Origin of the sequence: Niallia circulans (assembly GCF_007273535.1) — a bacterium.
Lineage (GTDB): Bacteria > Bacillota > Bacilli > Bacillales > Cytobacillaceae > Niallia > Niallia circulans_B.
In genome coordinates, this window is sequence record NZ_RIBP01000004.1 from 1,815,365 (window position 1) to 1,832,793 (window position 17,429).

General features: G+C 38.8%; 21 protein-coding genes. 11 read left to right on the plus strand and 10 right to left on the minus strand.

Translation table 11 applies throughout. The features are described 5' to 3' along the window. Positions 1 to 216: 216 nt before the first annotated feature. The 4 genes from yutH (at position 217) to thrB (ending at position 4,762) form a co-directional block, all read left to right on the plus strand. A complete protein-coding gene (gene yutH / locus CEQ21_RS16785; protein ID WP_185765516.1) occupies positions 217 to 1,221 on the plus strand; it encodes a spore coat putative kinase YutH in 1,005 nt (334 codons plus the stop codon). Between the two features lie 270 nt (positions 1,222 to 1,491). Beyond that, on the plus strand, positions 1,492 to 2,787 hold the full coding sequence (locus CEQ21_RS16790) for a homoserine dehydrogenase (protein WP_185765517.1): 1,296 nt from the start codon (positions 1,492 to 1,494) through the stop codon (positions 2,785 to 2,787). Further along, on the plus strand, positions 2,787 to 3,848 hold the full coding sequence (gene thrC, locus CEQ21_RS16795) for a threonine synthase (protein WP_185765518.1): 1,062 nt from the start codon (positions 2,787 to 2,789) through the stop codon (positions 3,846 to 3,848). The genes CEQ21_RS16790 and thrC overlap by 1 nt, the downstream gene beginning before the upstream one ends. Then, positions 3,845 to 4,762 (plus strand): homoserine kinase, encoded by a 918-nt coding sequence (gene thrB, locus CEQ21_RS16800; protein WP_185765519.1) that lies wholly within the window; start codon positions 3,845 to 3,847, stop codon positions 4,760 to 4,762. The genes thrC and thrB overlap by 4 nt, the downstream gene beginning before the upstream one ends. Positions 4,763 to 4,812: 50 nt before the next feature. Here the strand turns inward: thrB and CEQ21_RS16805 are convergent, their stop codons facing one another. Then, entirely contained in the window at positions 4,813 to 5,049 is a 237-nt protein-coding gene (locus tag CEQ21_RS16805; RefSeq protein ID WP_127738008.1) for a NifU family protein, read from the minus strand. 167 nt (positions 5,050 to 5,216) lie between these two features. Here CEQ21_RS16805 and CEQ21_RS16810 point away from each other — a divergent pair, with 167 nt between their 5' ends. Then, the gene (locus CEQ21_RS16810; protein WP_185765520.1) at positions 5,217 to 5,543 is read left to right on the plus strand and encodes a YuzD family protein; all 327 of its coding nucleotides are present in this window, start codon (positions 5,217 to 5,219) and stop codon (positions 5,541 to 5,543) included. A gap of 236 nt (positions 5,544 to 5,779) precedes the next feature. On the opposite strand, the gene CEQ21_RS16815 is transcribed toward CEQ21_RS16810, so the two are convergent. Beyond that, positions 5,780 to 6,844, minus strand: a complete 1,065-nt coding sequence (locus CEQ21_RS16815) for an NAD(P)/FAD-dependent oxidoreductase (RefSeq protein WP_185765521.1) — start codon at positions 6,842 to 6,844, stop codon at positions 5,780 to 5,782. 215 nt (positions 6,845 to 7,059) lie between these two features. Between CEQ21_RS16815 and CEQ21_RS16820 the strand changes: the two genes are divergently transcribed. Continuing rightward, positions 7,060 to 7,299 (plus strand): YuzB family protein, encoded by a 240-nt coding sequence (locus CEQ21_RS16820; protein ID WP_185765522.1) that lies wholly within the window; start codon positions 7,060 to 7,062, stop codon positions 7,297 to 7,299. A 46-nt stretch (positions 7,300 to 7,345) separates the two neighbouring features. On the opposite strand, the gene CEQ21_RS16825 is transcribed toward CEQ21_RS16820, so the two are convergent. Then, positions 7,346 to 8,026, minus strand: a complete 681-nt coding sequence (locus CEQ21_RS16825) for a DUF2225 domain-containing protein (protein WP_185765523.1) — start codon at positions 8,024 to 8,026, stop codon at positions 7,346 to 7,348. Positions 8,027 to 8,252: 226 nt separating this feature from the next. On the opposite strand from CEQ21_RS16825, the gene CEQ21_RS16830 reads away from it, so the two are divergent. Beyond that, complete coding sequence (locus tag CEQ21_RS16830; RefSeq protein ID WP_185765524.1) at positions 8,253 to 8,618, plus strand: HesB/IscA family protein; 366 nt, start codon at positions 8,253 to 8,255, stop codon at positions 8,616 to 8,618. Between the two features lie 42 nt (positions 8,619 to 8,660). Here CEQ21_RS16830 and CEQ21_RS16835 read toward each other — a convergent pair whose 3' ends face one another. Then, complete coding sequence (locus CEQ21_RS16835; RefSeq protein ID WP_185765525.1) at positions 8,661 to 9,659, minus strand: NAD(P)/FAD-dependent oxidoreductase; 999 nt, start codon at positions 9,657 to 9,659, stop codon at positions 8,661 to 8,663. A gap of 330 nt (positions 9,660 to 9,989) precedes the next feature. Here CEQ21_RS16835 and CEQ21_RS16840 point away from each other — a divergent pair, with 330 nt between their 5' ends. Beyond that, positions 9,990 to 10,682, plus strand: coding sequence for a 3D domain-containing protein (locus CEQ21_RS16840; protein ID WP_185765526.1), 693 nt, complete (start codon positions 9,990 to 9,992; stop codon positions 10,680 to 10,682). A gap of 37 nt (positions 10,683 to 10,719) precedes the next feature. Here CEQ21_RS16840 and CEQ21_RS16845 read toward each other — a convergent pair whose 3' ends face one another. Then, a complete protein-coding gene (locus CEQ21_RS16845) occupies positions 10,720 to 11,196 on the minus strand; it encodes a divergent PAP2 family protein (protein WP_185765527.1) in 477 nt (158 codons plus the stop codon). Positions 11,197 to 11,464: 268 nt separating this feature from the next. Between CEQ21_RS16845 and CEQ21_RS16850 the strand changes: the two genes are divergently transcribed. Continuing rightward, complete coding sequence (locus CEQ21_RS16850) at positions 11,465 to 12,967, plus strand: leucyl aminopeptidase (protein ID WP_185765528.1); 1,503 nt, start codon at positions 11,465 to 11,467, stop codon at positions 12,965 to 12,967. A 51-nt stretch (positions 12,968 to 13,018) separates the two neighbouring features. Here CEQ21_RS16850 and CEQ21_RS16855 read toward each other — a convergent pair whose 3' ends face one another. The 3 genes from CEQ21_RS16855 to CEQ21_RS16865 are packed head-to-tail and all read right to left on the minus strand — an operon-like array spanning position 13,019 to position 15,396. After that, complete coding sequence (locus CEQ21_RS16855; RefSeq protein ID WP_185765529.1) at positions 13,019 to 14,053, minus strand: alpha/beta fold hydrolase; 1,035 nt, start codon at positions 14,051 to 14,053, stop codon at positions 13,019 to 13,021. Positions 14,054 to 14,055: 2 nt separating this feature from the next. Continuing rightward, entirely contained in the window at positions 14,056 to 14,574 is a 519-nt protein-coding gene (locus CEQ21_RS16860) for a DUF3450 domain-containing protein (RefSeq protein ID WP_185765530.1), read from the minus strand. 54 nt (positions 14,575 to 14,628) lie between these two features. Continuing rightward, the gene (locus CEQ21_RS16865) at positions 14,629 to 15,396 is read right to left on the minus strand and encodes an SDR family oxidoreductase (protein WP_185765531.1); all 768 of its coding nucleotides are present in this window, start codon (positions 15,394 to 15,396) and stop codon (positions 14,629 to 14,631) included. Between the two features lie 208 nt (positions 15,397 to 15,604). On the opposite strand from CEQ21_RS16865, the gene CEQ21_RS16870 reads away from it, so the two are divergent. Beyond that, on the plus strand, positions 15,605 to 15,802 hold the full coding sequence (locus CEQ21_RS16870; protein ID WP_127737996.1) for a hypothetical protein: 198 nt from the start codon (positions 15,605 to 15,607) through the stop codon (positions 15,800 to 15,802). 42 nt (positions 15,803 to 15,844) lie between these two features. Here CEQ21_RS16870 and CEQ21_RS16875 read toward each other — a convergent pair whose 3' ends face one another. Continuing rightward, complete coding sequence (locus CEQ21_RS16875) at positions 15,845 to 16,225, minus strand: YuzC family spore coat inner layer protein (RefSeq protein ID WP_185765533.1); 381 nt, start codon at positions 16,223 to 16,225, stop codon at positions 15,845 to 15,847. A gap of 148 nt (positions 16,226 to 16,373) precedes the next feature. Continuing rightward, entirely contained in the window at positions 16,374 to 16,553 is a 180-nt protein-coding gene (locus CEQ21_RS16880) for an asparagine synthase (RefSeq protein ID WP_185765534.1), read from the minus strand. A 310-nt stretch (positions 16,554 to 16,863) separates the two neighbouring features. On the opposite strand from CEQ21_RS16880, the gene CEQ21_RS16885 reads away from it, so the two are divergent. After that, positions 16,864 to 17,418, plus strand: coding sequence for a DUF5366 family protein (locus CEQ21_RS16885; RefSeq protein ID WP_185765535.1), 555 nt, complete (start codon positions 16,864 to 16,866; stop codon positions 17,416 to 17,418). Positions 17,419 to 17,429 lie beyond the last annotated feature (11 nt).

Here is a 17,429-nt window from a genome sequence, read left to right on the forward strand (position 1 = left end):
AGTAGTGGCTGTACGCTAATTTCAGGCAGGCTGTGATAATAGCTGTATATCCTTTAGTATATGTAGGACTTCTATAAAGGTATGTGTGATTTAAAAATGAAAATTTTTTTAGGTGGCGGTCTTTGTTAAATAAAAAACACAAGATTGTCAGCTGCTGACATATATTTTCATATAGGCTCATTGTTGATGGGGCATTTACGCAAGAGGAGGGATAGAATGATTCGGAAAATCTTATACAGCCATTACGGTATAGAGGTAACAGACGAAATGCGGTTTGGACATTATGAAGCATGCAGAAAGGATGATAATTTATACACTTTAATACCGGTGGATAATAAAGAGGAAGAAGAACTCCAAGAGCTGGAAGAGCTTGTGCAACATATGACAAGATTAGGTGATCATCGTGTAAGCAGATTTTTAGAATCAAAGGAAGGGAATATCAGGGAGGAAGTGGATGGGCAGGCATATTGTGTTTTGCTGAATGAACATCTCCAGCCATTGCAGTCAAAGCAATTGGGCAGAAAGCTTGGGAAATTTCATTATAGAGGCAGATCCGTCCAGTTTGGCGTTCAGAAGATCTCCAGAATGGGACAATGGAAAGGGATGTGGGAGCAGCGAATCGATCAAATGGAAACTTATTGGAACACGAAGATGTATCAGGAGCCCGAAAGCGAATTCGATAAGCTTTTTCTTGAAGCATTTCCTTACTACATGGGAATTGCTGAAAATGCGATTCAATATCTCGTTGATACAGAGCTTGATGACGAAACCTCATCAATAGACAGCGGGACAGTTTGTCATAACCGATTTATGAAGTCCACCTGGAATGGCGAATACTATGTGAAGAATCCGTTTGATTGGGTATTCGACCATTGTGGCAGGGATTTAGCAGAATGGACAAGAGAACGTTATTTTATCAATATTAAGACATACCACCGCGATGTCAGGAGTTTTTTTACTGATTATCAAACTGTCACACCACTTAGCTCCTTTTCCTGGCGGCTCATTTATGCAAGGCTGCTGTTCCCCCTTCATTTCGTGGAATGCGTAGAAAATTATTACTCCAGTTCCAGTGAGGCAGAAAGGCATTTTTTGGAGGATCAATTTAAGAAGTATTTGAATCAATCAAAGGATGCAGAGGAATTTCTGCGAGTCTTCTATGAAATGGTTGAAGCACCTGTGAAGAAGACAAAAATCCCCACATTAAGCTGGCTTTATTGAGTTAGGCCAGTGCCGCATCAAATGTCACAAGCTTCCCGGCAATACTAATTCGCCATGAATTATGCCGGGAATCCTTTCCAAAATAGTTGCCCTTTTTTTAGTGAATTACTTTATAATAGAAAAAACAGTAAAATGACAAAAATAAGAGTTGAATAAATTTTCAAAGAATATATAATTCACCTCTTGTAAAAAAACAGAACAAACACTATAATGTCTACTATACGAAGACAGTTGTATGTTTATGGAGAACATCTTAGGGGGAATGGCAAAGTGGAGACAATATCAATAGGACTGCTTGGATTGGGCACAGTAGGGACAGGTGTTGTGAAAATTATTGAGAACCATCAAGATAAAATCATGCACCAGATTGGCTGTCCAGTAAAAGTAAAAAAGATACTTGTGAAAAATATAGATAAAGACCGGGATGTTTCAATTGCAACTGACATGTTAACAACAAATCCAGATGAAATTTTGAACGATCCAGAAATAGATGTAATCATCGAAGTAATGGGCGGTGTCGAAGAGACGAAGGAGAAATTACTTCACGCTCTTAAAAATCGCAAACACGTTGTTACAGCCAATAAGGATTTAATGGCTGTCCACGGAGCGAAGCTTCTGCAGGTAGCTTCAGAAAATAACTGCGACCTTTTCTACGAGGCAAGTGTTGCAGGTGGTATTCCTATCATTAGAGGACTTGTTGATGGCCTTGCATCAGACCACATTACAAAAATGATGGGTATTGTGAATGGCACAACGAATTTTATTCTAACAAAGATGACCAAGCAGGGTAAAGCTTACGAAGAGGTACTAGAAGAAGCGCAAAGACTTGGGTTTGCAGAAAGCGATCCGACATCAGATGTAGAAGGTCTTGATGCGGCACGTAAAATGACAATATTGGCAACATTAGGATTCTCCATGAATATCAGCCTTGAGGATGTGAAGGTAGAGGGTATTACAAAGGTGACAGAGGAAGATATCCAATATGGTAAACAGCTTGGCTATACGATGAAACTGATTGGTTTTGCACATCGACAGGATGAAAAGGTGGAAGTAAGCGTACAGCCGGCCTTCTTAATTGACAGCCATCCACTGGCAGCAGTCAATAATGAATTTAATGCTGTTTATGTTTATGGGGAGGCAGTTGGTGAAACGATGTTTTACGGCCCTGGCGCGGGCAGTATGCCAACAGCTACAGCTGTTGTTTCTGACTTGGTTAATGTTCTTAAAAACATGAGACTCGGTGTAAATGGAAAAACAGCAACTACACCGCAGTTTAAGAAAAACTTGAAGAAACCAGACGAAATGTACTCCAAATACTTCCTTCGTCTACAAGTAGAAGATGCAGTTGGTGTATTTGCTGAAATTACATCAATCTTTTCTAAGAATGGCGTTAGTTTTGAGAAGATACTGCAATTGCCTGTTAAGGAAAAGGGTATGGCAGAAATAGTTTTAATTACACATCACGCATCCTTGTTAAACTATGAAAATATATTAATTCAATTAAGAGACTTATCATCTGTCAGAACAGTAAAAAGCTCTTACCGTGTAGAAGGAGGAACTAAGTAATGAGATGGAATGGCCTGCTTGAAGAATATAAAGAATTTTTACCTGTGAACGAAAACACACCAAAATTGACATTAAATGAAGGAAATACGCCTTTAATTAAACTAGAACACCTGTCTCAAGAATGGGGAGTAGAGCTCTATGTGAAAACAGAGGGAACGAATCCGACGGGCTCCTTTAAGGACAGAGGAATGGTTATGGCTGTCGCAAAGGCGAAGGAGGAAGGTAATTCCACTGTTATTTGTGCTTCTACAGGTAATACATCCGCAGCCGCAGCTGCATATGCGACACGTGCCGGCATGCGCTGTATCGTCGTCATTCCGGAAGGGAAAATCGCTATGGGTAAGTTAGCGCAAGCTGTTATGTATGGTGCAGAGATCATTTCAATTGAAGGGAACTTTGATCAGGCGTTGCAAATGGTGCGCAAAATAAGTGAAACAGAGCCTGTTGCCCTTGTGAATTCTGTTAATCCATATAGACTGGAAGGCCAAAAGACAGCAGCATTTGAGGTATGCGACCAACTTGGCGGCGCGCCTGATATATTGGCAATTCCTGTTGGAAATGCCGGCAATATCAGTGCCTACTGGAAAGGCTTTAAGGAATATAATGAAGTAAAGCAAACAGGACTTCCAAAAATCCATGGCTTTGAAGCAGCTGGCGCAGCAGCGATTGTTCATAACCGCGTTTTTGAAAATCCGGAAACAATTGCAACAGCTATTCGTATCGGTAACCCTGCAAGCTGGAAGCTGGCTGTACAAGCCCAGCAGGAATCAGAAGGAATTATTGATGAAGTGACAGATGAAGAAATTATTGCTGCATATCGCTTAATTGCTGCGAAGGAAGGTGTGTTTGCAGAACCTGGTTCATGTGCATCAATCGCTGGAATTTACAAGCATCTGCAAAGCGGAAAAATCGCTAAAGGGAGCAAGATAGTAGCAGTATTAACAGGTAATGGCTTAAAAGATCCAAACACAGCAATTGATGTAAGTCCGCTTAAGCCGGTCGTTCTTCCAAATGATGAAAAAGCAGTTGCAGCTCATATTAAGGGAGTCGTTCATATATGATGGAAAGCGAAATGCTCCAAATTAAGGTTCCGGCAAGCACAGCAAACCTAGGACCGGGATTTGACAGCATTGGTTTGTCTTTAAGCCTTTATTTGGAGCTGCAAGCTTCTCCAGCAGAAAAATGGGAGGTTATTCCTCTTTCTGAAGAGCTGAAGGCATTTCCAGCAGATGAAAGCAACTTCATCATTGCAACAGCCTTACAAGTGGCAAAGCAATATAACAAGGAATTGCCACCATGCAGAGTAACGGTTGCGAGCGAGATACCTTTGGCAAGAGGGCTTGGTTCCAGTGCATCAGCAATTGTCGCAGCGATTGAACTTGCTGATGCATTAGGTGAACTCGGTTTAACTAAAGAGGAGAAATTCACTATTGCCACAAATATGGAGGGCCATCCTGATAATGTTGGGGCTAGTATTTTTGGCGGACTTGTGGTCGGCTGTCAGCTTGGTGAGGAGGCAGATGTTGAGGTAATTCATTCTGTAGACCTTGAACTGCTGGCAGTTGTTCCTAATGAAGAGCTGCTTACGAAAGCAGCAAGGGATGTTCTGCCAGCAGCGATGCCTTTTGCGGAAGCAGTTGCAGCAGGGGCAGTATCAAACCTGCTTGTTGCAGCCTTGCTGACAGGAAACGATAAGCTTGCAGGCAAGATGATGTCTCTTGATAAATACCATCAGCCGTACCGAAAGCAGCTTGTGCCTCACTTGGAGCTCATTGAAAAAGAGGCTCCTCTGTTAGGAGCTTATGGTGTCGCATTAAGTGGAGCAGGTCCGACAGTTCTTTGTTTCATTGAAAAAGGAAAAACGGAGGCAGTTAAAGCTGGATTGCAGAAGCATCTGCCAGACATGAGTCTTCTTCCTGTTGAGATGGACAAGGAAGGTGCAGTTGTGAAAGGGAAATCATATACGAGTAAATAAAAAGGGCAGCCTTTAAGGCTGCCCTTTTTATTTCTTGGCTGTTCATATACTTAGAATACTTGCTCTACTTCATATACTCCTGGAACTTCTTCCAAAAGCGCACGCTCAATACCTGCTTTTAGTGTGATTGTCGAACTTGGGCAGCTTCCGCAAGCTCCTAGCAAACGAAGCTTAACGATACCGTCTTCCACATCTACCAATTCACAATCCCCGCCATCTCTTAGAAGGAATGGGCGTAATTTATCTAATACTTCTTGTACTTGTTCTTTCATTTCTAATTCTGCCATTCATATCGACTCCTTTCCTATAATTTATTATAATCACATTAAAGAGAAAAATCTATTCTAGAAACACGAAATCATTAAACAATCAATTCCAGTTTGCATTGTCTCGTTAAAGAGTGTAAATGTCAACACTGTAAAGCAGAAAACAAGCAGGAAAGAGAGGAAGAAAAATGAAAAAAGAGCTCGAAGTCAGCATATATGGAGCAGAGCAAATTTGTGCAAGCTGTGTGAATCTCCCTTCTTCAAAAGATACATATGAGTGGCTGCAGGCTGCCATAAGCAGAAAATTTCCTGATCAAAGCTTTAAAATTCATTATTATGATATTTTCCAAGCAAATTACGAGGAAGAAAAAAATGCATTTTGCCATAGAGTCATTGAAGAGGATTTATTTTATCCAGTTGTAGTTATTGAGAATGAAATAATTGGTGAAGGAAATCCAAAGCTAAAGCGTATCTATGAGGAATTTGAGAAGTATGGCTACTTAAGCGCTCAGTAATGAATACAGGGAGGCGTTAAAAAAACCACCTTAAATAGAGAATAGCTTGAAAGCTTAGGTTTAATTGTGCGAATATTCACTCCGTTATTTATATCTAAGCAGCAAAACACCTGAACTATTACGCCAACTCCAAGCAAATAATAGGCGGAATAGTTCAGGTATTGTTTAGAGCGAAATAATTATTTTTTTGCCTTGGCATATTTATCTTTTTGTCCATATTTTATAAACAGAGTGTATTAGCTTTTTTTTTTATTTTTATCCTTCCACAAAATACTGTGCTTTAGAATTCTTGGGATTCGCCCAGTTAAGGCAGTGTTAGCAACGAGCCCGAAACCGTGTTTTTTTCCGAGTGAGCCTAATACTCCTTTTAATCTTATTGGAGGTAAGGAGGGAGGCTTTGCTCCTTGCCAACGGGCAATAAGAACTGCTGCGACTTGCTCGGCCTGTTTTTCTGCCAGCTGTGCACTTGGTGGCAGATTAAGGCTGGCACAATCACCAACCACGAATATCTTATCATCAGCAGGCAAGTGATGAAGGTCTGTTAACAATATGCGACCTTTTTTATCCTTCGCGACTGTCAGGTCAGCAACTATCTTGCTTGGCATAACACCAGCAGTCCAGACAATGCAATCAAAGGGAAGAGGGTCTTCTTTATTATATAAAGTATTTTCTTCAATTAAAGTTATATTTGAGTTTTTGTGAAGTTCTACATGGTGATCCTCAAACCACTTTTCTACATAAGCGCTCACCTTTGGTGGATAAGAGGAAAGAATGGTACTTCCCCGATCGAACAAGGTAATCTGCAAATCTGTTCGGTTTTCTGCTAATTCTGAAGCGAGTTCTACACCACTTAATCCACCGCCAATAATTGCCACTTTTGCGCCTGCAGCCAAGTTATTAAGCTCAGAATAGGTTTTTTGTGACTTGCTTTTGGTTTGAATGCTATGTGTAAACTCAGCGGCACCCTTTATACCATGAAAGTTATCCTCACAGCCTAAGGAAATGACTAAATCATCATATTCCATACTTTCTCCATTAACTAGGTTCACTGTATATACTGATCTGTCGATACTGGCTACTTCTGCATTTAGAATGGATACTTGGGGATGTTTTGGAAAGGGAATCCTGATATGCTCATCTGAAACAGTGCCTGCTGCTAGAGCATAGAACTCTGTTTTTAGAAAATGGTATGGGGCTTTATCAATAAGGATGACCATTATATTATATGGTAGATTGGAAATCAGTCGTGACAGGAGCGTCATTCCACCATAGCCGCCGCCGAGAATAATTAGTTTTTTCATATAACCTCCCCATTAGTTTGTATCATGTTTATATTTGAACAAAAGGCTGTATGTAACAATGCCTGCTTGCTTCCAATTTTAGTTGTCATTCTTTAAGAGTATATTATGAGGAATGGGCAGTTTATTCGTAAATGAGGAAGAAATAAGAAACATAGTAATGCTTGATTAATAAAACAAAAAAAGTTAGTATATGTTTTATTGAAGAGGTGATTACATTGTTTAAACCAATAGTTGAATTTTGTTTAAGCAATCTAGCATCTGGTTCTGAGGAGGCAAAGCTACTCTTAGAACAGGATGATGAACTGGATGTTATAGATTATGGCTGTTTAGGCATGTGCGGACAATGCGGAGAAGCATTATTTGCCTTGGTAGATGGAGAAATAGTAACAGGTGAAACATCTAAGGAGCTTGTAGAAAATGTGTACAAGCATATTGAAGAAAACCCGATGTTTTAATATAGGAAGCATAAAAAGCAGGCGGATAAATTCGCCTGCTTTTTATTTATGCTTGTTGCAAGTCTCTAATTTTATGCCAGCCGTCTTTTGCTAAACTGATAATTTTTGTCTCAACCGTTCTGCTTTGCTGCTCAATTACTTTTGAAAAGTATTTGATGGCTTCCTCTATTTTTTGTGTTCTTCTTGAAAGCTCACCAGCCAAGTATAGCGTTTTCAATTCAGATACTTGTGTTCCAAGAAAATCTCCAGTAGAGTAGGAAAGCTCATATTCTGATAGGGCCAGCTGCATAAAGCGTGTTTCCTCATGTCTATCCTCCAGCAATCGATAAAGCCATGCCAGTCGTATGTATAGCCCTGCGATTGCTATATGCCTGTCATTTCTTAACATACCTGCATAGGCAGCAAGCTTATACGTTTTAATACTGTCACCTATTGACCTGGTTTCCCCAAAGTTTTGCTGCACCCAGTTGTTCGAGATATTTTTTATTAGGATGGCTTTTTCTGCCTCCTTTAAACGAATTTCAACTTCATCCGAATAGGCAAATCCGCATAATGGACAAACATTAACATAATACAAAGTTGGATTATGTTCTTCATAAAATGGAAAAAAGTCAGAATCAAAGCCTTTTGCTTTAATGAATCTAGAGCGCATTTTTTTTGTAGTAAAATGGGCAGTACATAAAGGGCATATGCACTTTTTGTCATAAAGAGGTCCAATGGTCGTCATTTTCTCATACCTCTCGTTAAAAAGTAGTTATATTATACTACTATTATACATCTTATTAAGATTAAATACCTATTTAGAAATTGTATTTTTAAAAAAAACATGACTTTTCGATTAAAGGTAATGCAATTAATTGGTATGTTATTAGCGAGTTGCACGAGTTGAGTAGTTGTGTTTTGCGGTATATAATATAGAGAAAGGCTACACTAACGAAATGGAGGATATATTCATGACAGAAGAAGTATTGCACTTAACGGAAGCGGCAGCATTACAAATAAAAGAAATGATGAAGGAAAATGAGGAAGAAGGCTCTTTCTTAAGAGTAGCAATTAAAGGTGGAGGCTGCAGCGGTTTATCTTATGGTATGGGCTTCGCACCAGAAAAAGAAGACAATGACTATCTGACAGAACAGCACGGCATACAGGTTATTGTTGATAATAACGATACAGCCATCCTAAAAGGAACAAAAATTGATTACAAACAATCCTTAATGGGCGGCGGTTTCACAATCGATAACCCAAATGCCATTGCATCTTGCGGATGCGGGTCATCCTTCCGCACGGCGGTAAATGCAGGTTCTCCAGAAGAGTGTTAAAATATTTAAAGCCTTTTCCGCATTGCGGAAAAGGCTTTTTTCTTATTCATCCTTAAACATGGATGTACTGTGGAGCGGCTGTACTCTTGCTTTTGGATCAAGATATGATTTTGCGTTGTTTACCGCAGTCGGTGCTTCGCCAAAGCCTGATGCAATCAGCTTAACTTTACCGTCATATGTACAGATGTCACCAGCTGCATATATTCCTGGAATATTTGTTTCCATTTTGCTGTTAACAACGATAGAATTCTTTTCTATTGCTAAGTCCCAGTCTTTAATTGGACCAAGTGAAGAGACAAATCCGTAGTTGACGATAACAGCATCTACATCAATCACTTCTTTTTCTTGTGTTTGCACATTTTCAAGGACAACTTGTTTAATTGCTTCTTCTCCAATAAGCTCTGATGGAATATAAGGAGTTTTAATTTGCACACTTGAATTCTTCAAGTTTTCCACACTGTGTTCATGAGCACGGAATTTATCTCTTCTGTGTGCAAGGTAAACAGTGTCAGCAATAGGCTCAAGCATCAATGCCCAGTCTACCGCGGAATCTCCACCGCCAAACACCATTACTTTTTTGCCTGCAAATTGATTTAGGTCATTGATGAAGTAATGCAGGTTTTTGCCTTCATAATTCTTTGCCTGCTCCAATTCAAGCTTACGTGGTTGAAAAGCACCGTTTCCAGCAGTAATAACCACCGTTTTAGTGAAGTGAACTTCTTTGTCTGTTGTTAATTTGAACACACCGTCAGCCTGTTTTTCCAAGCCTTGAACCGCTTGCTCCAGTACGATTGCCTGCTCAAACTTATCCATTTGTGCCTTAAGGTTATCAACAAGCTCCTGGGCTCGGACTTTCGGGAAGCCGGCAATGTCATATATATATTTTTCAGGATAAAGTGCAGTAAGCTGCCCGCCTAAATGAGGGAGACTTTCGATAATTTTCACAGTAGCTTGTCTCATTCCTCCGTAAAACGCAGTAAACATCCCTACTGGACCACCGCCAATAACCGTTATGTCATAAATTGTTTGATCCTCTTTCAATGAAGATACCCTCCTACATCAAGTTAAAATTCTAATCAATATCATATCATAATTGATATTATTTCTCACTTCTTTGATTTTATATCTTCTCTTAAAATATGTAAAACATGCGCTTATACTTATAAATAGAGCATATGCAGGGAACTTACCTGAGTAAGCTGCAAGCTTTTTAGCCAGAATAAACGCTAAAAACATGCTTTATTCCAGAAAAAAACCGCCTTTTTATAACAATTTTTGTTAATTTACTAGGAAAAAAGCTTCTCTTTTAAACTATTTGTGAATAATTGTCTTTATTTTGGGAAATGAATAGTTTTGGAGGAGTTGAATTATATGACAAATAAAAAAATTCTTAGAAGGGTCGGAATGACCTTCCTTTTCGTTGCAGCACTATTAACAACATTTCAATCCATTTCAGGCGTTCAAGCAAGTTCATTCCATCTTTCAAATAATGAGGAAACAAAAGAAGATAACTATCTCAATCATACTTTTAAACAAATTGGCTTTGGTTTTAAAAACTTGAAGGAAGCCCTTGCTGATACGACGCAAATATCTTCTAGCACTGAGGTTGAAGGAAACCCGCCATTACTTGAAGATAGAGATTGGTCACAATATCAAAAAAGGCAAGTTGTGGCTACTGGCTATACTGCTGGTTATGAATCGACAGGAAAAAATCCTAATCATCCGTCATTTGGCATTACATACTCTGGAGTGAAAGTAAAACGAGATTTATACAGCACAATTGCTGCTGACATAAGTGTTTTCCCAATTGGAACAGTGCTTTTTATTCCTGACTATGGTTTTGGGGTAGTAGCAGATACAGGCTCTGCCATAAAAGGGAACAAGCTTGACTTATATTATGAAACAGTTGATGATGTCTACAGCCAGTGGGGTAAGAAAACAGTTGATGTATACGTTGTTGAAATGGGTAAAGGAAAACTGACAGAGGATACTTTAACAGCCTTTAATGAGGCAAAGGCTATGCAGGTGTTCCGTTCGCAATATACTAGTGCTGAAAGTAAATAAAAAAAAGTTCCACAAGAAAATCTTGTGGAACTTTTTTTTATCGAAAGATTAAATCAAGTATAAGTGTCAGTGCAATTCCGGTAAGACCTCCAAAGAAAACCTCAATCGGCTTATGTCCAAGAAGCTCTTTCAGCTGTTTTCTTTTCTGCTGTTCAGGTTTTTGTTGCCAGTCCTTTGCATCCTCCACAAATTTATTAAAATCATTCACAAGTTGATTCAGAACGATAGCTTGTTCTCCAGCTTGCCTTCTTACTCCTGTTGCATCAAACATTGTGATGATTGCGAAGATAGCAGAAACTGCGAAAATCGGTGAATCAGCACCAGTTTCCATGGCTACCCCTGTGGCCAGTGCCGTCACTGCAGCCGAATGAGAACTAGGCATTCCTCCTGTACTTGTTAACAGAGACCAATCAATTTTTTTTGTAACAAAAAAAGTAATAGGAACCTTAACGAATTGAGCGAAGAAAATTGCTGCAAGACTTGCTAAAAAAGGAAAGTTAATAAGAAGTTCCAAAAAAAATCACCTCAAGGTTATGTATTTCTATAAAATAAAACATTACCCTTATTGCAGCAAATTAATCATCTCTATAATAAAAGACCGCAATTATGGAAATAGTGTTAATTGAAAGAAAATCACTTTATTACTATTATAACATAACCAAAATGATGAAGTTCTACTTAAAAAAGCAATTTTCTGATAGTGAAAAGTAATTAGCTATACGAAATATCTAAAGGTCCGCTATAATAGAAAATGGATTAGAAGAATGGAGGAATGAAAAAGAATGTTTACATTAAAACAAGAATGGAACTTTACAGATAAATTAGAATGTATAGTAGTCGGATTGTTTGAGAAATCTATTAAACTGGAAGGCCAATTAGCGGAATTAGACGAGGCCTTTGACGGTGAGCTGACAAAATTATTAAAGGAAAGCGATCTTTCCGCAAAGAAAAACCAAATACATATTGTTCATACTTTTGGTAAGATTGGTGCCAAAAGAATTGTTTTCGCAGGATTAGGAAAACAAAAGGAATTATCCTTCCATGATTTGCAAGAGGTTTACGGTGCTGTTTTTCAAGAGTTGTCTAAATGGAAGTATCAACAAGCTGCCGTTCTGTTGAACTCTTTTACTACAGATGCCCTTGATTCGCTTGATGCTGCACATGCTTTAGCAGAAGCATTTGCATTGTCTACATATGAATATACAGGCTATAAGCAAAAATCAAATGAGCCAGACAAAAAGATAGAGGAAATCATTTTATATAGTCAAACAGATGAGAAAGAAATTCAGGCGGCTGCAAACGTAGGCTATACATATGGCAGCGGAACAAATTCGGCAAGAACACTTGTTAATTTGCCAGGTAATATGCTGACTGCAACGGATATGGCTGCATATGCAGAAAAGCTCGGTGAAAAATATGGATTTGAAGTCGAAATACTGGAGAAAGAGGATATGCTTAAGCTTGGCATGGGCGCAATTCTTGCTGTAAACCAAGGCTCGACAGAACCTCCGAAGATGATTGTACTAAAATATCAAGGAAAAGAAGAATGGACAGATGTTATCGGTCTTGTCGGGAAAGGAATCACCTTCGACACTGGTGGCTATTCGATCAAGCCGAAGGACGGCATTGTTGGAATGAAGACAGATATGGGTGGTGCTGCAGCAGTTCTTGGCGCAATGGAAATTGTCGGAGAGCTTAAGCCAGAACAAAATGTTGTGGCTGTTATTGCTTCAACAGACAATATGATAAGCGGATCTGCCTTTAAACCAGATGACGTTATTACATCCATGAGTGGAAAAACAATTGAAGTGTTGAACACTGATGCTGAGGGCCGATTAGTGCTTGCAGATGCTGTTACTTATGCAAAACATCATGGTGCAAACTATCTTGTTGATGTCGCTACATTAACAGGTGGTGTCATTGTTGCGCTTGGGATGGAAACGACAGGTGCAATGACGAATGATGAATTGCTGTTTGAACAAGTACTTGAAGCATCGTATGAAGCAGGAGAACCTATCTGGAGATTGCCGATTTTTGAAAGCCATAAAAAAAGAGTAAGAAATAGTCCAGTAGCAGACTTAAATAATTCTCCTGGGAGAGAAGGACATGCAATTGTTGCGGGTGCTTTCATTGGAGAATTTGCAGAAGGCACACCATGGGTACATCTGGATATTGCAGGCACATCCTATACGAGTAAAAATTCAGAGCTGCAAAAAGCGGGTGCTACAGGCGTCATGACAAGAACGTTAGCTTTATTGGTCGAAAGATTTGGTCAAGAGGATTAAACGAAAAAGAAGCTGTGCTCATAAGGCACAGCTTCTTTTTATTCAATGGGATTAATTAGAGTCCGCTCCATCTATCTCTATGCAATGGTTATAAAGCCATTCTTCCATTGGGTATGGCATGTTTTTGTTAGCAACTAACGATGCATGACCACCTTCAAACAAAACGAATGTCTTATCCTCACTGCCAACGACGTCCATGATGGGCTCACAAAGGGTGCTTGGGACAAGTGGATCATATTTAGTGGAAAATACAAGCAGGTTACAAGTAATATTGCTGAAGTCGACAGGCTCTCCGTTAATTTCCAAGCCGCCTTCCACGATTTTGTTATCACGGATATAGTCATTCATAAGCTGCTTGAATGCCTTGCCTGGAAGCGGGATATGGTCAAGTGTCCATTTGTTCATTCTCAGCCATTTCTCCCGGTATTTTGGATCATCGACTCTGTTCAGCAATGCCAAATAGTGGCTGTAGGACACAGGTGCTGCAATCATTCTAGTTCCATATTTAATAAAGTCCGGTGGAACCATCGAAATGGCATCAGTAAATTCCTCCATTTCAATTTCTCCGTTGCGGAGCGCTTTAAGCCATTTATCATACATAGGGAAACTAGAAAAATCAATTGGTGATACGGCTAGTATCAGATTTTTTATTTTTGCCTTCGTAACCGCCGCAAAAACGGCTGCAAGTGTTCCGCCGAGGCAAAAGCCAATGACCGTCATTTCGTCGGTGCCTGCATGACGCAGTGCGCGCTGGTAGCCTTTATCAATATACTTTGTAATATAGTCATCAATTGATGTGTCGCGATCTTCAAAGCCAGGAATGCCAAAATCAATTAAATAGGTGTCATATCCAGCATTTGTAAAGGACTCAATCAGACTGATTGATGGAGCCAAGTCTAAAATATATGCCTTATTAACGATAGAATATATAAGGAAAATCGGTTCTTTAAACTTTTTTTGCCGAGCTGGATAATACCAGAGGGTTGTTTTGTTTGTCTTCCAAATAGGGTACCTTTCGGAGAGGCCGACAGGTATATCTTCCTCCGTAAGTGCCCCGAAAAATGTGGAAAATCGTTTCAGCACCATAGTTAATTCACCTTATAAGGGTCATCAGAGGATGCTTCTGTCAAATAAAACTGTTCTTTTTGCTCGGCCATTTTCTGTTTAACATCCAGCATTTCTTGTTGAAGGGACGCAATTTCTTCCTCTTGCTTGGCGATTTCTTCACTTAAACTAAGAGAAATTGGTTCAGAATTTGTTTCCTCGCTTGCAGCAATCTTTTCAACAAGCTCTTTCATCTCTTGCAGCATTCTTGTCATTTGATAAATTTGGTCATCAATATTATCAATTTTTTCTTCTGATTGAATAATGAGCTGAGTAGCATTGGATAAATCCGTTTTAGTTGGGAAATTCAAAATGGTAGCAGTCTGTTCTGTATATTTTTGAACTAGCTTTATTTTTTTGGCAAGCGCTTTTGGTTGCGACTTGGCTAATTCAATTAGGGAATAATTATTAAGCTGATTTTGAATCATATTATTGATTTGGAATTGAAGGAAAGTTCCTCCTCGTTTCAGTAAATCATATACATCTAAGGTAACCTGACCCATAAAAAACATCCTTTCTTCATTTGTTCATTATTTTTTTAAATTGCTAAGCTACTCTTAAAGCATGGATGACATGCCACCATCTATGGCAATTGTCTGTCCAGTTATATAATCAGAACCAGAACCTGCTAATAAAAGTGTCAGTCCTCTTAAATCTTTTGAATCACCAGCCCTATGTGCTGGTATCTTCATTAAAAGCTGTTTTTCGTGTTTTTCTAAGACAGATGTTATCTTTGTTGGGAAAAAGCCAGGTGCAATTGCATTCACTTGAATATTATAAGGAGCGAGCTTAACTGCCAGTTCTTTTGTTAATGTGATAATAGCACCCTTGCTGGTGTTATAAGCAATGGCGTCTAAAAAGAGTGGGTGTGTGCCGAATAAAGCAGTCACAGAGGAGATATTGATAATTTTTCCTGATTTTTGCTGAAGCATTTTTTTTGCAGCAGCTTGTGAAAATAAGAAGGCTCCCTTTACATTAACATCCATGACTTTGTCCCATTTATCCTCAGGATAATCTAATGTAGGAGCTATCCAGGAAGTTCCGCTATTATTAATAAGGATGTCAATCGAGCCAAACTGTTCCTCGGTTTTTACAATTACTTCTTCTATTTCTTTTTGATTTGCTACATCACACGCAAGTGCGATTGCTTGAATTCCCTTTGCTTTAAGAAATTCCACTGTTTCACTGCAATTTTCAAGCTTTCTCGAACAAATTACAATATTGGCGCCAGCTTCTCCTAAGCATGCAGCCATTTCTTTTCCTAACCCTCTTCCACCACCTGTTACGATAGCCGTCTTTCCTGTAAGATCGAATAACTCATTCATCTATATGATTATCCTCCTGTAGTTAAAGATTTCCTTATAGTATAAACAAGCAGTGGGTGAAAGGTGCTTAAAATAAGGAAATCCCCCAAGCCTATAACTTAGGGGAATTTCCTTGTGTGAGGCTTTTGCCCAGTCCAAAAAAGGGACAGATGCATATGTAATAGAGTAAGGATAAATAGAACACAAAGAAGAGGAGGCAATGCAACAGATGTATGGATATAGACATCCTCATGACTCAAGAATATTTTTTGGCGCACCGTTAGTTGGTGGTTTAATAGGCGGATTAGTTGGTGGAGCAGTAGGCGGCGCTTTAGTAAGACCAAGACCTTATTTTTATGGACCTCCAGTCCCTTATGGTCCGGTTCCTTATGGCCCAGGCCCGTACGGCCCTTACCCATATTATTAAGAAGTTATCGCCCGCATCATTTGCATGCGGGTTTTTCTTTTTTTAAAGTTCGCTCCAGCGCAGCTTTAATGTTAAATAACAGCAAGGAGGGGCATTTTTATTATCAAAATCCAATGTAATTCCGTCAGGAGTATATTTTACCTTTGGGAGATGGGTAATGCCGCTTGTTCGCAGTAATTCGTTAACAGCATTGGTGTTGGAGGATTGTGCTGCTTGCATAACCCGTCTTGCATAATCCTTTGATTGAAATCTTGTCATAAGAGTCCTTGCATCTGTTAACAATATCAAGCTATTTTGAGCGCTCTTTACAAACTGGTCTGGCTTTACTTCTGGCAGCTGGCGAAATGGATATGGGTAGAATAAATATGGGTGAATAGGTATTGGTGAAAAGGGGTAACAGCGATGAGTTTGTTGTCTAAACATATTATTCACTCCAATCACTTTGAATAGTGGATATTTAATCGTATTCTTCCCCTGTTTTTCATATGAACAATTTACATACTTTTCTACACTTTGGAGAAATAAAAAGCATTAGGCGAAAAAATTACATTTCGCACTAATGCTGGGAATTTTACTTATTACGGTGTTCCACTAAATCAATTGCTCCTAGTACAATATGTGCCAAGCCAAAGCCGAACACAGTATTAGAAACCATGGAATCGATTCTGCGATTTTGTTTCATAACAATACCAGCTGTTGTTACTGCAGTACCTAAGACAGTTGGAATTAAGCCTTCACGAATATTTTCCATTTAGTTTCACCCCGATTCAAGTTTGTCCGTAACAGGACAATAATAATATGCTCTTTTTTGTATGTTGTTAGCCTTGTGATCTGTTGGTACATATTACAATATTGTTTGCCTTTGTTCAAATTATTCTAAATGTTAATGCTTGTGCTTAGCTTGTAAATAAAGTAGGGGTATAAATGATTTTATTAGGAAAAAATAGGAGGAGAGCACTCATTTTTTTCTATAGAGTTTTGCACAATAATGTCTTTTTTACTACAATAAAAGCAGTGTGGTTAAGATAATGTTAAGTATAAGGAGATTTAAAGGGAATTAGATGAATACTTATTTGACAAGTTACTTTCCGCTTTTTTCAATAAGTTTTTTTAGTTTATCATTTGCTATCCGTATTCAATCAAGTATTATTGCTGTTTTTAAGAGGCTGGGAATGTATGAAGGTCTGCTTGAGTTTTTTTCAGAAACAGGGATAAGGCTCGCATTATTGCTGTTTTTTTGTGTTTTTATTTTTATGGCCTTATCTGCACTCAAACTTATTGCAGATACTTTGAATGGATTATCGTTATTATTTTTCTCCATTGATTCAAAAGGTGAAAGCCTGATTAAGACAAGGAAAGGGAGCTTAATCTATTTTTGTGGAAGCATTCTGTCGCTTTTTGGTGTTTACAGCTATGCACTTTTGCTTGGTATTTTTGTAGTGACAACGCTTGTTTATTTCGTCTATTTTGTCAATTCAGCGAGCAGCAGTCTCAGTTTTAGTGGCATTGTTTTTTATATCTTTTTTCAAGTATTAACATGGGCTGTCATGATAACCGGATTCATTTTGTTATGTATTAAGCTTTACAATGCTATAATTGGCAGCCTGCCCATTTAAGCTGGATTACG